The following is a 16,964-nucleotide window of genomic DNA, read 5'->3' as shown; positions in this document are numbered from 1 at the left end:
GGGGGGGGGCGGGGGGGGGGGGGGTTGGGCGTGGTTGACGTGTCGCGTCCTGCGGCCCTCCTGGTGTGGGGGGGGGGGGGGGGGGGGCGTCCGCCGGGGGGGGGGGGGGGCGGGCCCCCCCCCCCACGACCGGTCAGATCTTGGCGACCTGGTTGAAGTTGAGCTCCACCGGGGTCTCCCGGCCGAAGATCGACACCAGCACCTTGAGCTTCTGCTGGTCGGCGTTGATCTCGCTGATCGTGGCCGGCAGCGACGCGAACGCGCCGTCGGTGACGGTGACCGAGTCGCCGACCTCGAAGTCGAGGACCTTGATCTCCGGCTTCGCCTTCTTCTGCTCGGTCTCGACCGCCGGTGCCAGCCACTTCAGCACCTCGTCGAGCGACAGCGGCGCGGGCCGGTCGGCCCGGTCGGTCGCGCCGACGAAGCCGGTCACACCCGGGGTGTTGCGGACGCAGGAGTACGACTCGGCGGTCAGCTCCATCCGGACCAGGATGTAACCGGGGAAGACCTTGGCCTGGATCTGCGAACGCTTACCGTTCTTGACCTCGACCTCTTCCCGGGTCGGCACCTCGACCTGGTAGATGAAGTCCTCCATGTCGAGGCTCGTGATCCGGGTCTCGAGGTTGGTCTTGACCTTGTTCTCGTAGCCGGCGTACGAGTGCACCACGTACCAGTCGCCCGGCGCGTAGCGCAGCTTCTGCCTCAGCTCGGCGACGGGGTCGTACTCCTCGTCGGGCTCGGGCTCGGTCGTTGGGAACTCCGGCTCGCTGGCGGCCTCGACCGACTCGTCACCAGCCGCCGTCGCGACGGTGGACTGCTCGTCCACCGGTCCGGCGGTCTCGTCGTACTCAGGCACGCTCGCTCACTTCCGTCACTATCGGCTGGAGGCCAGCCGGTCAGCTCGAGTTGCCGAAGACAAACAGCACGACCTTGGCGAAGCCGTAGTCCAGCACACCGACGATCGTCAGCATCACCGCGACGAACGTCACCACCACGGCGGTGTAAGTCAGCAACTCCTTGCGGGTCGGCCAGATGACCTTACGCAGTTCGGCCACGACCTCGCGGAAAAACCGGGCGACACGGCCGAAGACGCCCACCCGACCGGTCTCCGACCGGGTGGTCGGCCGGCTGTCCGCAGACTCCGCGCGGGCACGCGACCGCGTCGCGGTGCCACCCCGGGAGACCGGCTCGTCCGCGCTGGAGGCGTCGTCGTCGGCTGCCTCGTCGACGACCTCGTCGTCCAGACGATCGTCGCCGGCGTCCTCGCCGCGCCGCTTGTTGTCGGCCACTTCGCCCTCCGTCGCGGAATCTGGGGTCGCACGCCGGGTGGCGTACGCGGCGCTGGTCACGCCGGCCGGGCCCAACCGTCCCGCGACGGGCCGCGGCCGGTGGATCAACCGGAGGGCCCGAATGCCTCGGAACCACCCCGCCGATGCCACCACCACGGGCCGGACGCCGCCTTGTCGGCGGCGCGACCCACGGGAACGGTCAGGCCTGAGGCGCAGGGGTGACAGGACTTGAACCTGCAGCCTGCGGTTTTGGAGACCGCTGCTCTGCCAATTGAGCTACACCCCTGTGCGGCAACACTCGCCCCACGCGGCCACAGACGACCGAGCAGGGGTCACTTGCCCCACGGCGGACCAGTGTACGGGTAGCCGCCCGACTTTCCCAACCGGTCTCCCCGCCACGCGTGGCGGGGGTTGTTCAGCGTGCCGTCCGGATGGTCGCCCGGGCCTGCGACAGCACCTTCTCGCCCAGACAGGTGGCTGTCACATCGAGCCGGGTGAGGCCCTCCTCGGTCACCTCACGGACCACAGCGGAGACCTCGATCTCGGTGCCCTGGTCGTCGTCGGGGACCACCACGGGCCGGGTGAACCGGACGCCGTACTCGACCACCGCGTCGGGCGACCCGGCCCACTCGGTGACCGCCCGGCCGACCAGGGCCATGGTGAACATGCCGTGGGCGATCACCCCGGGCAGGCCCACCTTGGTGGCGACCCGGTCGCTCCAGTGGATCGGGTTGAAGTCACCCGAGGCGCCCGCGTACTGGACCAGGTCCGCGCGGGTCACCCGGAACGTCTTGGCTGCCAGCTCCATCTCAGGCCTCCCCGCGTACGACGTACTTGGCCCAGACGGCCACGACCGGCTCCCCGCCGACGGTGCTCACGTCGGTGCGGGTGGTCAGGAAGCCGTGCCCGCCCCGGGTGGTGACGTCCTCGATCGTGTTGACGCACACCAGCTCGTCACCTGCCACCACCGGCCGGGTGTACGCGAACCGCTGGTCGCCGTGCACCAGGCGGCTGTAGTCGACGCCCAGCGCCGGATCCTCGATGATCTGCCGGCTCGCGGCCATCGTGAGCACCACCGGGAAGGTCGGCGGGGCGACCACGTCCGGGTGCCCGAGCGCCCGGGCCGCCTCCGGGTCGTGGTGGGCCGCGTCGGTGGAGCCGATGGCGGTGGCGAACTCACGGATCTTTTCTCGGCCCACCTGGTAGGGGGCGGTCGGCGGATACGTCCGGCCGACGAAGGAAGGGTCCAGAGGCATGTCGCGAACCTACACGGAAAGCACGATCGCCGATCCGCTCGGTCGACAGCGGCATTTGCCGCGCCGTACCGGTCAGATCGGCGATCGGGAAGAGCTTCGGAACGACGGCCGGCGCGGGGCCGGCCAGCGATCAGCGGGTCTCGCGGTGGACCGTGTGCCGACCGTCACGCGGGCAGAACTTCTTCAGCTCGATGCGGTCGGGGTCGTTGCGCCGGTTCTTGCGCGTGATGTAGTTGCGCTCCTTGCACTCCACACACGCCAAAGTGATCTTCGGCCGGACATCGGTAGCCTTCGCCACGGCGGAGTGCCTTCCTCGCTAACGGAAACAACTACGACGCGCCAGCCTAGTTGCTGACTGCGCGGACATGCAAAGTGGGCGCCAGTGGCGCCCATCTCAACGACCACCGGGAACGAGCCCGGAAGACGAGAGTAGCGGTGGCCGGACTTGAACCGGCGACACAGCGATTATGAGCCGCTTGCTCTGCCATCTGAGCTACACCGCCGCGGTGGGTCCAGCTGAACCCTCGAGCCCCCTTACGGAATCGAACCGTAGACCTTCTCCTTACCATGGAGACGCTCTGCCGACTGAGCTAAGGGGGCCTGCGCGAACTCCCCTGGGGGCGCGCAGAAGTAGAATACACGGCACCGGTCAGCAGGTGAAATCGGATCCCCGGCGACCGCCCACGCCCAGGTCAGGGCACCACACGCAGGCGCGGAAGCTCCCCCACGGACGTTGCCTCCGGGTCCACCTGAGCGCCGAACCAGGCGGCCAGCCGCTCGTACGGCAGCGGCCTGCTGAACAGGAATCCCTGCCCGATCTCGCAGCCGATGTCCTGAAGAAGCTCCAGGGTCAGCTCGCTCTCCACGCCCTCGGCGACCACGGCCAGACCGAACTGCTGGGAGAGCGTCACCACCGCGTTGACGATCGCCAGGTCCCCCGGGTCGGTCGCCATGCCCTGCACGAACGAACGGTCCACCTTCACCTCGTGCACCGGCAGCCGACGCAGGTGAGCCAGGGACGAATCCCCGGTGCCGAAGTCGTCCACCGACAGCCGTACGCCGAGATCGCGCAACCGTTGCAGGGTCGGGATGGGCCGGTCCGTGCCGTCCAGTACCCCCGACTCGGTGATCTCCAGGGTGAGGCGCTGCGCCGGCACCCCGTACTCGGTGAGCAACTCCTGCACCCGGTCCGGGAAGTGCTGGTCGGTGAGCGAGCGGGCGGCGAGGTTGACCGCGATGGGCAGCGGTTGGTTGGCATCGGCCCAGTCGCGGCTGCGTCGCAACCCCTCGCGGAGCACCACCTCGGTGAGCCTGCTCAGCTGGCCGGTGTGCTCGGCCACCGCGACGAAGTCCTCCGGAGCGACAGTGCCGTGCGTCGGGTGCTCCCAGCGGGCCAGGCACTCCACCCCGACCAGCCGGCGGTCCCGCAACGTCACCTTGGGCTGGAAGTAGACCTCCAGCTCGTCCTGGTCCAACGCCTGGCGCAGGTCGCCGGCGAGACCCAACCGGCGCAGCGACCGCGACTCCAGGCCCGGGTTGAACAACTGCACGCTGCCCGGCACCGACTTGGCCGCCGTGGCCGCCAGGTCCACCCGGAGCAGAAGGGTCGCCGCGTCGCTGCCGTGATCCGGGTGTACGGCCACCCCGACTGCGGTGTTCACATCGAGGGTGAGGGCGTCGAAGACCATCTCGTCGCGGATCTGGTCACGCAACTGACCGGCCAGCTCCAGCGCGGCGTCGGCGCTCTCCAACCGCAGCGTCACCAGGAACTCGTCGCCGCTGGCCCGGCCCACCAGAGCCGACGAGGGCGCGCTGGCCCGCAGCCGGTTGGCGACCTCGACGAGGACCTTGTCCCCCGCCGCGTGGCCGAGGGACTCGTTTACCTGGCGCAAGCCGTCGACGTCGAAGAGCAGCAGAGCCACCACTTCACCCTCGGTACGGATCTTGACCGACTCCTCAAGCGCGGCGGTGATCCGCCGCCGGTTGGGCAGCTTGGTCAGGGCGTCGTGGTACGCGTCGTGTCGCAGCCGGTCGACCAGTCGGGAATTCTCCAGCGCCACGCCGGCATGGGCGGCCACGGTCTCGAAGACGGGAATGTCGGCCGGGGCGAAATGGCCGACGTCGCTGAGCCGGTTGACCACCTCGAGCGTCCCGATCACCGCCTGCCCCGACCAGAGCGGCACCACTATCGCGTCCTTGGCACCCGCCGCCCGCAACAGCGCGGAGCGTTCCCGGTCCTCACCGAAGCGGACACCCAGGGCGACCGGCTTCCGCTGGGCCACGACGGACTCGCGCAGCGCCGCCGGGATCTCGGAGAAGTCGAGCAGCCCTCGGCCGTCGACCCGGGCGGTGAGCAGCACCTCGGGGTGTCGACCCTGGGCGGGTAGCCACAGAGTCGCGTACTCGGCCTGCATCAGCGCGCGCACCCGGCCGAGCAGGGCGTCCGGCAACGTGCCGTCCTGCCCGCTCTGACTCATCGCGCGGGTCAGGTCGTAGATGTCGGCCAGCGTGCGGTGCTGGCGCAGGAACTGGGCGTACGCGCGGTAGACAACGGCCACCGTGACCGCGAGCGCGGCCAGCAGGAGCAGTGACCAGCGGGTGGTGCTCACCGCGATCACGATGATCAACCCGACGGTGGCGTTGACCCCGGCGGCCAACAACGGCACGGTCGAGGTGCGCACGACCTCCAGCCCGGCCTGGGAACCCTGGAGAAGGGTGATCACAGCCACCACCGCGGCCAGCGTCACCAGAGTGATCGTGCTGACCGCCGCGAAGAGAATGCCCCAGGTGCCCGGCCCGACGCCCCGGACCGGCGGAAGCGCCAACAGCACCAGACCGCCCAGCGAGGTGGCGGCGGCGGAGCGCGCCACGTTGAACGCGAACTTGGCGACACCCAGTCGGCGCCGCACCTGTGTGATCAGGGCCGCCAACGTGGCCACCAGGACGACTGTCAGCGGCGGTAGGTAGTAGAGCGCCAGGACCAGCGGGATCTCGGTGACCGTCGCCGAGAGGGTCTGGCGCCGTACGACGAAGCTCAACACCGGCAGGTGAGCGGCGATCAACGCGACGAGCAGCAGCCCGGCCGGACCCCAGTTGCCGTAGGGCTCCGGGTCAACCAGGGCGATCAGCAGACAGCCGAATACCGCGATGAACGCGAGCGGCCCGGTTATGAACCAGGCCAGGTCTGTGCGACGTCGCGAACCTGTCGCGCGGCTGCTCATCCTGCTCCCTTGCCGTCACGAAGAGTCACCTGCGGCGCCGACGGGCGGCTACCGCCGACACCGCCGACACCGCAGAGACGATGACGGTCAGCTAACAGGAACCATGGGATACGTCAGTTCCACTCGAACTCAAGAGTGCGAACGGTGCCGCTGTCCGGCACCCCGGTGATTGCTCCGACACCAACGAACAGGGAGAGCAGCATCAGGGTCGAACCAAGCAGCCGACCCAACTTCTGAGTGGGCATCTGTGGGGCTCCTGTCACAAGAGGCACGGCGAGGGGTGGAGGTTCCATGATGGTGCCACACGGGAAGAGGCCAACAAAGCCTCCGCGTGCCGGCTCCCCCTGGACGACGGCAAGTCCGACCGATCCGTCAGGCCGTGTTGCCTGGTGTGGTGATGCCTGCCCATCCCTCGCGCCCCGCGGGCGGTTCGTCTGGTGATCACTCCGACCTTCCTCGCCAAAGAGCCGAAACACCCTCGGCCGCCCATTCGACTGTCGGAGAAGCCGCACGAAGGGCAACCACCGTTGTATCAGAACCATCCGACGAGGCCAATACCCATCGATGGGTACGGCGGCAGTCGTACCACGTCGTGACAGCCCTCAGGCCCATGACCTGCACGGCAGCCGGGACGCGCACCCGTACCTCGGAGGCGAAGATTTCCGACACCTAGCGAAGAGGCGGCCGCCGCCGTCAACCTCGTCCGCGTGCTGCCTTCGCGGAGTTCTCCCGGACCTACTACGGGGAAGAGAGCCGGAAGGCCGAAGAGGAAGTCCTCCGGATCATGGCGCGACGACTGCTCGCCAAGACGATCACACCCCGCGAACTGACGTCCTGGGTCTCCCGGTTCATCACCTACGCCGGACTCCCATAGCAGGCGAACTCATCAACGTCGAGAGCGCCTACGAGTACGTCGACGCCGTCCACGAGGTGCACAAGCAGACCAGCACCAAGCCCGAGGCTCTCGACGCGGAGGTCCTCGCCGAAGCTCGCCGGCTGGTCGGCGACAATGGCGCCGACAGAGACCGGGGTTGAATCAGAGGAGCCTGAGCGGCCAGGTCGGCCTGCCCACAACCAGTCGTCATCGGCTGGACTCAGCCGGACTCGGCCAGACAAATGACAACGGCCCCCGATCAGCATCTCTGCTGGTCAGGGGCCGTGTCTGCACCTGGTGGCGGGTAGAGGATTCGAACCTCTGCAGCTTTCGCAACGGATTTACAGGGCGTCCGCCATCCTGCGCCGGTTAGCCATGCTGAACTGCGCGTTTTCCTCCCGGCCGAACCTCGGAAGGGCCGGCCGCCAACCATCTGCAAACGGCAAAGATAACTCACGCTTCGGGCAGGAACAGAACACCCGGTGGTTGCCCGGCGGGCCAATCGTCGAACCTGGGCGGAATCAGGAAAGCTGCCCCGTGGAAGAGCACCTCCCCTCCGACGAACTTCGCCCCGCTGAAGTCCACTTGCCTACCACTGAACCTTGCCTCGCCGAAACCTACCCATCCATCGGCGAATGTCGCGTTGCGGAAGGACACTAGCGCGCCGTCGAAATTCGCCGCGCCGAAGACCACCATCCCACCACCGAACCGGGCCTCATCGAATTTCACCCATCCATCGTCGAACGTTGCCCCATCAAAGGACACTCGCCCATCGCTGAACGTCGCCCCACTGAAGGTGACCTCGGCACCGTGGAACGTCGTTCTGCCAAACGTCACGTAGCTACCGTCAAACGTCGCCCCGCGGAAGTGCACCCGCCCACCGTCGAACATGGCTCGGTCGAAGTGCAGCCCTGAACCGCTGAAACTCGCCGCATCGAACGAAACTTGCCCGCTGCTGAACCTCGTCTCCCTGAAGGACACCAGCCGACTCTTGAACGTGGCCCTACGGAAGGACACCTCCCCGCCATCGAACGTGGCTTGGTCGAAGAAGACCTCCGAACCGTCGAAACTCGCTCCAACGAAGGAGACCTCCCCGCCATCAAATGCCGCCGAGTCGAAAGACACCTTCCCTCCGCCGAAACTCGCCCCAACAAAGGAGACCTCCCCGTCACCAAATTTCGCTGAGTCGAAAGACACTTTCCCGCTGTCGAAACTCGCCCCAGCAAAGGACGCTAACCCGCCATCGAATCTCGCCCCATTAAAGGACACCGACTCCCCGCGAAAAATCGCTCCACCGAAGGAAACCCGCCCGCCACTGAACACCGAGCCCGTGAAATCCCCGCCGTCAAAGACCACGCCGGTGAAGTCAAAGTCGTAGCCGCGCCATGAGGCGGAGTCGTCTGCGACATGACGTAAGCGTCTGCCAACGAGGCGGATGACGGTATGTCGCACCTCACGTTCCTCGCGAGCGGCGCGATCCATGTCGACGTTCGCAATCGAAACTTGATCGTCGGCCTGTGCCGGCGCTTCGTCCGAAACATCGGCGGGATGGGGGTAGGGCAGGCGGAGGTAGGCGCAGAGAACGTCGATGCAGGTCTGCCGACCCTCCCACCAGTCATCGGCAAGACCCGCCATGGCGTGGACGCCCGCCAAACGTACGGCTGCCTTCGCGGAACCAAGCTGCTCGGATGCCGTGGCGAAACGTTCGTTGAACAGACGGACACCGTTGCGGTCGGTCTCGATCTTTGCCCGTTCGTCGGCCGCCTCAGCGAGAGCTTTGGTAGCTTCGGCACGCACGTCAGCAGCGTGCGCCAGTTGGTGAGCGAACTCCGCCAACGCACTCGTGTGCTCCGCTACCCGCTGCCGTCGATAGGCGACCACCAAGGCGGCGACACCACCGATGCCTGCCACAACCGCGAAGACAAGCTTGAAGAGGTCAAACAGCGTGGCCGCCGTGACGGTTGCGCCACGCTCAAGGCCAGGCCAACCGGCGAAGCCGAGCGCCGCAGCTACTAGGCCCCCGACGAGCAGTAACGCAGTTGCGACTGCCATGGCGATTGACCGACGGATACCCCAGAGGCGCAGCGCTGGCACGCGACTATCACCGGCCGGAATCGAACCAACCGTGACGCGGACCTCGGACCGGGTTGAGTCGTGCGGTGCGGGCAACTCCACCCCCTCCTTTTAGCGCACCTCGTCCACAACAGCGCTCACCAGAACACCGCCCGGGCCAGCAGCAACGTCAGCCGAGGGCGTCAGCGACACCGGGCCGATCCTGCTCGACTTCGACGGACCGGTCTGCGCCATCTTCGCCACGCTCGCGGACTCCACCGTCGCGGCCGAGCTGCGCCGCGTCATCGAGGAGCACGGCGTCGAGGTACCGGCGCACATCCGAGGCACCGACGACCCGCTCGAAGTGCTCCGCTTCACCGCGACCACCGGCACGCCCTCACTGGTCGTACGAGTTGAGAACGCGTTGTGCCGAGCCGAGCTAACTGCGGTCGACGGAGCCACGCGGACGCCCTATGCGAGAAAGGGCCTACCGACCTAAGGCCACAGACTCAACCGCCGCTTGGGCCGCTCGTCGGGTTTCCTTGGCCTGCCAGGCCACCACCACTGCCGACGCCGCCGCGACCACGGCACCTACACCCGTCGCCAGTGCTCCAACGGCCGTCCAGTCAACCGCCATCTCAGCTCTGCATCGCCGTGCCCGATAGTCCGGCGAAGCAGGGGCAACCATGATCAACAGTAGTCGGATACGACGAAGGCCCCTGACTTGCGTTTCCGCAGTTCAGAGGCCTCGCCGCTGCCTGGTGGCGGGTAGAGGATTCGAACCTCTGTAGCTTTCGCGACGGATTTACAGTCCGCTCCCATTGGCCGCTCGGGCAACCCGCCAGGGCACCCCACCGCGTCGTAACGCGGCGGCGGAAGCAAGGATAGCGGCTCCCCCCGGTGCCGGCGCAACCGGGTACGGTCAGGGGGTCGTGCCGCTGGTCGGCGGCCGGCAGCAGGCCCAGACCGCCGGACAGCAGGAGTATCAGCATGGCAGCGAACCCGTCGTTCGACATCGTGAGCAAGGTTGACCGCCAGGAGGTCGACAACGCCCTCCGTCAGGCGGAGAAGGAGCTCTCGACGCGGTTCGACTTCCGTGGCACGGGCGCGGAGATCTCCTGGTCGGGTGAGGAGGCGATCGGCCTTCAGGCGGAGACCGAGGAGCGGGTGCGCGCCGCGCTTGACGTATTCAAGGAGAAGTTGGTCAAGCGGAACATCTCGTTGAAGTCGTTGGACGCGGGCGAGGCGCGTCCGTCCGGCAAGGTGTTCAAGATTGACTGCAAGGTGATCCAGGGCATCGAGACGGACAAGGCCAAGGCGATCAGCAAGAAGATCCGCGACGAGGGCCCCAAGGGTGTCCAGGCGCAAATCCAGGGCGACCAGCTCCGGGTCACAGGCAAGAAGCGGGACGACCTCCAGGCGGTCATCGCCCTGCTCAAGGGTGAGGACTTCGGCGTCGCCCTCCAGTTCACCAACTACCGGTAGCGACCGGCCGTCAGGCCACGACCCGGTACCAGTGCGCGGTCTCGCCGGGGATCGGCGCGAGCCGCACCTGCTCGCCGCCCGGGTCGTCGAAGATGCGCACCCCGTCGCCGAGCAGCACCGGCGCGAAGAAGATGAGGATCTCGTCGAGCAGGCCGGCCCGGAGGCACTGCTTGGCGACGTCCGCGCCGAGCACGTTCACGTACTTGTCGCCGGCGGCCTGCTTGGCCTGTTCGACGGCGGTGTGCAGGTCGCCGGCGAAGGTGACGTCGGCGGGCGGTCGGGCCGGCGGTTGGTGGGTCAGGACGACCACCGGGCCGTGGTACCGGCCGCCGAAGGCGCCTTCACTGTCGGTGCCCCGGTTGGGGTCGTCGCCGCCGAAGGTCCGGTTGCCGGCGAGGATCGCGCCGACGTTGGCCAGGACGCGGTCGGCGGTCGGGTTGTCGATCCTGAGGTGTTCGGTCAGCCAGGACATGTCCCCGCCGGGGCCTGCGATGTAGCCGTCGAGCGACGCGGTCGCCGAGTAGAGCAGCTTCGCCATGGGGTCAGTCTGTGGCCACCGGGGGCATCGCGCCAGGGCTTGCAACCGGTACCCGGGTACGGGCTTACCGTCGGAGGGTGACCGACGCACGAGCAGTGGACGACGGGTGGGTTCCCGAGTCGTGCCGCCTCCCGACGGCGGAGCAACCCGTCCGCGTCGCCGAGTTCGACAGGTTCTTCGCCAAGTCCGTCAGGTGGTTCGACCGGCCGTCCGCGGGGCATCTGCGGCTGCACCTGGCCGGCTCGGAGGCGGTGGAGCGTGCCGCGCGGGATCTGAGCGCCCGGGAGTCGGCATGCTGTTCCTTCTTCACCTTCGAGATCAGCCGGGACGGACCCGATGCGGTGACCATGGAGGTGCGGGTGCCGGCCGCGCAGGTCGGCATCCTCGACGCCCTGGCGGCCCGGATGCGACCGCGCGGTACGCCGGCACCCGACGGGTCCTGGTTGCGCAGCGGTCGGCTGGCCGCCGAGGCTGGGGTGAATCCGCAGACACTGCGCTACTACGAGCGTCGTGGCCTGCTCAGCGCGCCCCGGCGCTCGCTCGGCGGGCACCGGTTGTACCCGGTGGAGTCGGTCACCCGGCTGCGGGTCATCAAGACGGCGCAGCGCCTCGGCTTCACCCTGCACGAGGTCGCCGACCTGCTCGACGCGGGGCAGCGCGAGGGCGGTCTGTCGGCGCGGACCACGGCGAAGCTGGCCGAGGTGGAACGCCGCTTGGCCGACCTGACGGCCGTCCGCGACACCCTGCGGGCGGCGATCTCCGCCGGATGCGACGACCTGGTCGCCTGCGCCGGCAACGCGTGCTGCCCGCTGCCGTTCCCGGACAAGTAGCCCGCCCCGGGGCCGACGCGGGCGGTCAGACGGGGACGGGCTGCTCGGCGCGTACCGCCGAGGTTTCCGCCCGGGCGATGGGCCCGGCGGGCAGGGCGGCGACCCCGGCCGCGACGGCCACGGCCACGCCGGCGAACAGGAACGCCCACGGCACGCCGCCGGCGTTGTCGACGATGAGGCCGGCCACCGCGCCGCCGGCGGCGCTGGAGGCGACGGCGATGGTGACAACCCAGGTGTACGCCTCGTTCAGCATGCCCGTGGGGGCGATCCGGCCGACCAGGGTGTTCTCCAGGGTCAGCGCGGGAGCGATGGCGGCGCCCCCGACGACCAGCGCGACGCCGAGCGCCAGCGGGGTGGGCATCACCGCGAAGATGACGAAGGTGCCGGCGACGGCGGCGAGCAGCAGGGCGAACTGCCGGGTCATGTTCGGTGCCGGCTTGCGGACGCCGAACCAGAACCCGCCGATGGCACTGCCGACGCCCCAGACCGCGAGCAGGATTCCGGCCAGGCTCTCCGGGTCACCCGTGGTGTGGCCGCTCGCGTACGCCGGGACGGTCACCCCGGCGGCGCCGAACGCGATGCCCAGGCCGGCCACGCAGACCAGCAGGGCGGGGAATCCGGCGACGCGCAGCGGGCCGAGGCCTCGGGCGTGGTGTTCGCGCGGGTGGGGACGCCAGCCGCGCATCACCTGGCCGAGCGCGACCGCACTCGTCCCGACGAGGGTGACCACCGCCGCGCCGATCAGGGCCGCCGCCGCGTCGGCCACCAGCACGAAACCGGCCACGAGCAGCGGGCCGAGGACGAACACGATCTCGAACAGCGAGGTCTCCGCGGCGAGCGCGGTGTTGCGCAGGGCGTACCGGCCGGAGGCGGGGCTGGTCAGCTCGTTCCAGGCGCCCCGGATGGCGGCAGTGAGCGGCGGGAAGGTCGCACCGGCGACGCCCGACGCCAGGTAGATGGCCGCGAGGGCGTCGTCGCCGGAGCGGCTGGCCAGCAGCAGCCCGATGAGCGCCAGCGGGTGGGCCACGGCGGTGACCAGGAGGACAGGGCTCGGGCCGACCCGGTCGGCGATCCGCCCGGCGATCGGGCTGAGCGCGGCGCCGGCAATGGCGTAGATGCCGCCCGCGACGGCGGCGAGCGCGTACCGCCCGGTCACCTGCTCGACAACCAGCAGCAGCGCCAGCGGCGTCATGCCGATCCCGAGTCGCCCGATGATGCCGGTGAGCAGCAGCATCGGCGCACCCGGGATCTGCCATACGCCCAGGTACTGACGCAGCGCGGCCACCGTGAACCTCCGAGGATGTAATGAGCAAGAGCCGTTACGACCCTAACGCCGAGGGTCAGCGGCAGGAACCGGATATCGCGTGCGACACAGCACTCCGCCCGCACCCGGTGCGACCGGGTACGGGCGGAGTGGACGTTCAGCGGGTCAGCGCTGGAACTGCACAGGCCCCGAGTTGGCGGCCATGCGCTCCAGCCGGGCGACCCGGTCCTCCATCTTCGGGTGGGTGGAGAACAGCGCCGCCATGCCGCCACCCCGGAACGGATTGGCGATCATGAGGTGCGCGGTGCTGGTGAGCTGACCCTGAGCCGGCAGCGGCCGACGCCGCGCCACCGCGTCGATCTTGCGCAGGGCGCTGGCCAGCGCCAGCGGGTCGCGGCTCAGCTCGGCACCCGAGGCGTCCGCCTGGAACTCGCGGCTCCGGCTGATCGCCAGCTGGATGATGCTGGCCGCGATCGGGCCCAGGATCAGGGTGAGCAGCAACACGGCCGGGTTCGGCCGGTCCTCGTCGTCCCCACCGCCCAGCGGGATGAAGAAGGCGAGGTTCGCCAGGAGCGTGATGATGCTCGCCAGGCCGGCAGCCACGCTGGAGATCAGGATGTCCCGGTTGTAGACGTGCGACAGCTCGTGCCCGATCACACCGCGCAGCTCGCGGTAGTCGAGGACCTCGGTGATGCCCTGGGTCACGCAGACCGCCGCGTGCTGCGGGTTACGACCCGTGGCGAACGCGTTGGGCTGCGCGGTCGGGCTGACGTACAGCCGTGGCATCGGCTGGCGGGCCTCGGCCGCCAGCTCACGCACCATCCGGTACAGCTCGGGGAACTGTGCCTCGCTGACCGGTTGCGCCCCCATCGAGCGCAGTGCGATCTTGTCGGAGTAGAAGTAGGAAACGCCGTTCATGACAAGTGAGATCAGGACGGCGATGACCAGACCGCCACTGCCGCCGAACCAGTAGCCCACCGCGAGGATCAGGGCGCTGAGCAGGCCAAGCAGCGCTGCGGTCTTCAGACGGTTGTGGTGATGCACGATCTCTCCTTCGGTGCACGGATCGCCGGGATCCGCTGACCGGTGTAACAACCCGGTACCCCTCAACCATCCATCTCAACGCTGAGAGTTGACTGAGGGTCAGCGGCCGGCCAGGTCCAGCACCAGCTGCGGAGCGACGCCGACCACCACGGCAGCCACCGTCGCCACCGCCAGCACCACCGCCACCACACCCACCACGGGTACGGCCACCGCGCCGCCCGCCGCCGTCGTCGGCGACGTCCACAGGCCGGCGGTCACCCGCAGGTAGTAGGCCAGCCCGATGACGGCGTTCAACGCCACCACCAGCGCCAGCCAACCGGCGCCACCGTCCAGCAGCGCCCTGACCACAGTCACCTTCGCGAACAGCCCGGCCAGCCCCGGAGGCAGACCCGCCAGACCGACCAGGGCGAGACCGAGGGCTGCGGCGCGCCACGGGTACCGCCGGGCCGCCCCGCGCAGGTCGTCGAGCGTGCCGCCGTCCGCGCCCACCGGCCGCAACGCGGTCACCCCGGCGAACGCGGCCAACTCCAGCACCACGAAGAACACGGCGTACGCCACCGCTGCCGCGTACGCGGCGGAACGCGCCTCGCCCGTACGACCGGCGGCCAGCGCCAACGCGCCGAGCGGGGCGAGGATGTAGCCGGCCTGCGCCACCGACGACCAGGCGAGCAGCCGCACCGTACGCCGCTGACGCAGCGCGACCAGGTTGCCGACGGTCATGGTGAGCACCGCGAGCACGGCGAGCACCGGACCGGTCTGCTCGGCCGGCAGCGCCCGCTGCACCACGGCCAGCAGCGCGACGAGGCCACCCAGCTTCGACGCCGTCGACAGGTACGCGGCCACCGGCAGCGGCGCCCCGTCGTAGGTGGCCGGCGCCCACGCGTGGAACGGCACCGCCGCCACCTTGAACGCCAGCCCGACCAGCAGCAACGCCACAGCCGCGGTGGTCAGCGGCAGGTCCCGCAGCTCCGGCCCCTCGGCCAGCAGCGCGCCTACCCGGTCCAGGTGCAGCCCGCCGGTCACCGCGTACAGCAGCGCCGCGCCGAGCAGCGTCACAGTGGTGGCGACCACGCTCACCACGAAGAAGGTCACCGCCGCCTCGGCACTGGCCAGACTGCCCCGGCGCAGGCCAACGAGCACGTACAGCGGCAGGGTGAGCGTCTCCAGGGCGACGATCAGGGTGATCAGGTCACCTGCCGCGCCGAGCACCACGCCGCCCGTCATCGAGCAGGCCAGCAGGAAGCAGTACTCCCCCACCGGCGACCGCCCGGCCCGCAGCGCGGGTGCGGAGAGCCCGAGCACTCCCAGAGTGAGCAGGGCCACCACCGCCGCGACCAGGGCGGCCCGCCCGCCGAAGATCCAGGAGCAGTCGGCCCCGACGCAGAACGTCCGCCGTTCCCCGGCCGCGCCGACCCCGGCAGAGGCCACTGCGGTGCCGAGCGCGCCGAGCGCGGCCACCACGACCGTGGCCCGGGGCCGCGCCAGCAGCAGGTCGATGAGCAGCACGAGCACGGCGGTGCCCGCGGCCAGGTACGCCGGGAGCAGCGCGACGCTGTCCACACTCTGCACGGCTTTCATGGGCGGACCACCCCGATGAGGGCGTCGACAGGCGCCTCGGCGACCCCGAGCACCAGCGCCGGTGCCAGCCCGATGGCCAACGCCAGCAGCACGAGCGGCACCCACGCGGTCAGTTCCGCGCCGGCCAGCCCTGCACCGACCCCACCGACCGCCGGACTCGGCCGACCGTGGGTGACCCGGCGCAGCAACCGCAGGAAGTACGCGGCGGTGAGCGCGCCACCGACCGCCGCCAGCACACCGAGGGTGGTCCACAGCGGGCCGCCCACCTGCACGGCCGCGACCACCGCGAACGCCTCACCCCAGAAGCCGGCCAGCCCGGGCAGGCCCAGCGACGCGACAGCCGCGAACGCCAACAGGCCGGCCAGGCGGGGCGCGGTCTCCCGCAACCCGGACAACTCGGCGAGACTGCCCGTGCCGGTACGGTCCTTCACCGCCCCGGCCAGGAAGAACAGCAGCCCGGTGATCACCCCGTGCGCGACGTTTCCGATCAGCGCCGCCTGGATGCCGGTGGCTGTCAACGTGGCGACGCCCAGCAGCACGAAGCCCATGTGCCCCACGCTGGAGTACGCGATCAGCCGTTTGACATCCGTCTGGGCCAGGCAGACCAGCGAGCCGACCAGGATCGCGGCGACGGCCAGGACTCCCAGCACCGGGGCCGCCCAGCGCGCGCCCTCGGGCGCCACCCCCACCGCCACCCGGATCAGACCGTACGTGCCCATCTTGAGCAGCACCCCGGCCAGCACCACACTGCCCACGGTCGGCGCCTGGGTGTGCGCGTCGGGCAGCCACGAGTGCAGCGGCCAGAGCGGACTCTTCACCGCGAACGCCAACGCCAACAGGGTGAACGCGGCCAGTTGGGTGCCCCGGGACAACCCGCCACCGCCGGTGAGCGCCACCACGTCGGCGGTGCCGGCGGCCGCGACCACCACGTACACGCCGACGAGCAGCAGCACCGAACCGAACAGGGTGTACAGCGCGAACTTGCGGGCCGCCCGACGCCGGGCCGCACCGCCCCAGCCGGCGATGATCGCGTACATCGGCAGCAGGACGACCTCGAAGAAGAGGAAGAACAGCACCAGATCCAGGGCGAGGAACGTGCCCAGGATGCCCACCTCGACCACCAGCAGCAGCGCCACAAGCGCCCGGCCGCTGCCGCCCTCGGGCACCCGCCACATCGTGTACGCGCAGCAGAGCAGCGTGAGCAGCGCGGTCAACACCACAAGCGGCCACGAGATCCCGTCGACCCCGAGGTGGAACCGCAGGTCGAGACCCGGCACCCAGGGCAGGTCGAGCTGGTGCCAGGGACGCACCGCCGGCGCACCCGCCGACCACGCCACCCAACCCCGCCCGCCGAACACCAACGGCACCGAGGCCAGCAGGGTCAACGCCGCCGCGACAGTACCCACCAGCCGGGCCGCCCGGTCCCGCGGTGTCGCCGCCACCGCGACCGCGCCGAGCGCCGGCACCGCCAGGACGGCCACCAGCAGAACCTGCCCCGCGCTCACCGGACCGCCTTCGTTCGCGACTGCGGGG

Annotated in this window: 15 protein-coding genes and 4 tRNA genes; 2 read left to right on the top strand and 17 right to left on the bottom strand. The window is 69.8% G+C overall.

Translation table 11 applies throughout. The features are described 5' to 3' along the window. Window positions 1-133 precede the first annotated feature (133 nt). The 12 genes from nusG to AB0N27_RS23065 form a co-directional block, all read right to left on the bottom strand. Complete coding sequence (nusG, locus tag AB0N27_RS23120) at window positions 134-856, bottom strand: transcription termination/antitermination protein NusG (RefSeq protein ID WP_139582412.1); 723 nt, start codon at window positions 854-856, stop codon at window positions 134-136. Between the two features lie 40 nt (window positions 857-896). After that, window positions 897-1,289 (bottom strand): preprotein translocase subunit SecE, encoded by a 393-nt coding sequence (secE, locus tag AB0N27_RS23115; RefSeq protein WP_364373343.1) that lies wholly within the window; start codon window positions 1,287-1,289, stop codon window positions 897-899. Window positions 1,290-1,502: 213 nt separating this feature from the next. Further along, a tRNA-Trp gene (locus AB0N27_RS23110) sits at window positions 1,503-1,575 on the bottom strand. 129 nt (window positions 1,576-1,704) lie between these two features. Further along, on the bottom strand, window positions 1,705-2,097 hold the full coding sequence (locus AB0N27_RS23105) for a MaoC family dehydratase (RefSeq protein WP_364373340.1): 393 nt from the start codon (window positions 2,095-2,097) through the stop codon (window positions 1,705-1,707). Between the two features lies 1 nt (window position 2,098). Further along, complete coding sequence (locus AB0N27_RS23100) at window positions 2,099-2,545, bottom strand: MaoC family dehydratase N-terminal domain-containing protein (RefSeq protein ID WP_364373337.1); 447 nt, start codon at window positions 2,543-2,545, stop codon at window positions 2,099-2,101. Window positions 2,546-2,675: 130 nt separating this feature from the next. Continuing rightward, window positions 2,676-2,843: a 50S ribosomal protein L33 gene (rpmG, locus tag AB0N27_RS23095; RefSeq protein WP_007073056.1), complete on the bottom strand. Its 168-nt coding sequence runs from the start codon at window positions 2,841-2,843 to the stop codon at window positions 2,676-2,678. A gap of 132 nt (window positions 2,844-2,975) precedes the next feature. Beyond that, window positions 2,976-3,048: transfer RNA gene (locus AB0N27_RS23090), tRNA-Met, on the bottom strand. Window positions 3,049-3,072: 24 nt separating this feature from the next. Beyond that, window positions 3,073-3,145 (bottom strand) — tRNA-Thr (locus AB0N27_RS23085). A 92-nt stretch (window positions 3,146-3,237) separates the two neighbouring features. Beyond that, window positions 3,238-5,766 (bottom strand): EAL domain-containing protein, encoded by a 2,529-nt coding sequence (locus tag AB0N27_RS23080; protein WP_364373333.1) that lies wholly within the window; start codon window positions 5,764-5,766, stop codon window positions 3,238-3,240. A 113-nt stretch (window positions 5,767-5,879) separates the two neighbouring features. After that, window positions 5,880-6,011, bottom strand: coding sequence for a hypothetical protein (locus AB0N27_RS23075; protein ID WP_357993684.1), 132 nt, complete (start codon window positions 6,009-6,011; stop codon window positions 5,880-5,882). A 1,082-nt stretch (window positions 6,012-7,093) separates the two neighbouring features. After that, entirely contained in the window at window positions 7,094-8,815 is a 1,722-nt protein-coding gene (locus AB0N27_RS23070; RefSeq protein WP_364373329.1) for a pentapeptide repeat-containing protein, read from the bottom strand. A gap of 636 nt (window positions 8,816-9,451) precedes the next feature. Continuing rightward, window positions 9,452-9,535 (bottom strand) — tRNA-Tyr (locus AB0N27_RS23065). Window positions 9,536-9,682: 147 nt separating this feature from the next. Here AB0N27_RS23065 and AB0N27_RS23060 point away from each other — a divergent pair. After that, complete coding sequence (locus AB0N27_RS23060) at window positions 9,683-10,177, top strand: YajQ family cyclic di-GMP-binding protein (RefSeq protein WP_139587980.1); 495 nt, start codon at window positions 9,683-9,685, stop codon at window positions 10,175-10,177. 10 nt (window positions 10,178-10,187) lie between these two features. Here AB0N27_RS23060 and AB0N27_RS23055 read toward each other — a convergent pair whose 3' ends face one another. Next, a complete protein-coding gene (locus tag AB0N27_RS23055; RefSeq protein WP_364373324.1) occupies window positions 10,188-10,715 on the bottom strand; it encodes a dihydrofolate reductase family protein in 528 nt (175 codons plus the stop codon). Between the two features lie 77 nt (window positions 10,716-10,792). Here AB0N27_RS23055 and AB0N27_RS23050 point away from each other — a divergent pair, with 77 nt between their 5' ends. Then, the gene (locus tag AB0N27_RS23050) at window positions 10,793-11,545 is read left to right on the top strand and encodes a MerR family transcriptional regulator (RefSeq protein WP_364373321.1); all 753 of its coding nucleotides are present in this window, start codon (window positions 10,793-10,795) and stop codon (window positions 11,543-11,545) included. A 25-nt stretch (window positions 11,546-11,570) separates the two neighbouring features. Here the strand turns inward: AB0N27_RS23050 and AB0N27_RS23045 are convergent, their stop codons facing one another. The 4 genes from AB0N27_RS23045 to AB0N27_RS23030 form a co-directional block, all read right to left on the bottom strand. Then, window positions 11,571-12,830: an MFS transporter gene (locus tag AB0N27_RS23045; protein WP_364373319.1), complete on the bottom strand. Its 1,260-nt coding sequence runs from the start codon at window positions 12,828-12,830 to the stop codon at window positions 11,571-11,573. Between the two features lie 144 nt (window positions 12,831-12,974). Next, window positions 12,975-13,856 carry a zinc metalloprotease HtpX gene (gene htpX, locus AB0N27_RS23040; RefSeq protein ID WP_364373409.1) on the bottom strand — a complete coding sequence of 294 codons (882 nt, stop codon included), beginning with the start codon at window positions 13,854-13,856 and terminating at the stop codon, window positions 12,975-12,977. A gap of 96 nt (window positions 13,857-13,952) precedes the next feature. Then, window positions 13,953-15,431 (bottom strand): proton-conducting transporter membrane subunit, encoded by a 1,479-nt coding sequence (locus tag AB0N27_RS23035; protein WP_364373317.1) that lies wholly within the window; start codon window positions 15,429-15,431, stop codon window positions 13,953-13,955. Next, window positions 15,428-16,936, bottom strand: coding sequence for an NADH-quinone oxidoreductase subunit M (locus tag AB0N27_RS23030; RefSeq protein ID WP_364373315.1), 1,509 nt, complete (start codon window positions 16,934-16,936; stop codon window positions 15,428-15,430). Before AB0N27_RS23030 ends, AB0N27_RS23035 begins: the two co-directional genes overlap by 4 nt. Window positions 16,937-16,964 lie beyond the last annotated feature (28 nt).

The sequence above is a fragment of the Micromonospora sp. NPDC093244 genome, from assembly GCF_040683695.1.
Lineage (GTDB): Bacteria > Actinomycetota > Actinomycetes > Mycobacteriales > Micromonosporaceae > Micromonospora.
The sequence above is the reverse complement of the archived record's forward strand: the minus strand, read 5'-3'. Positions and strand labels throughout refer to the sequence as shown.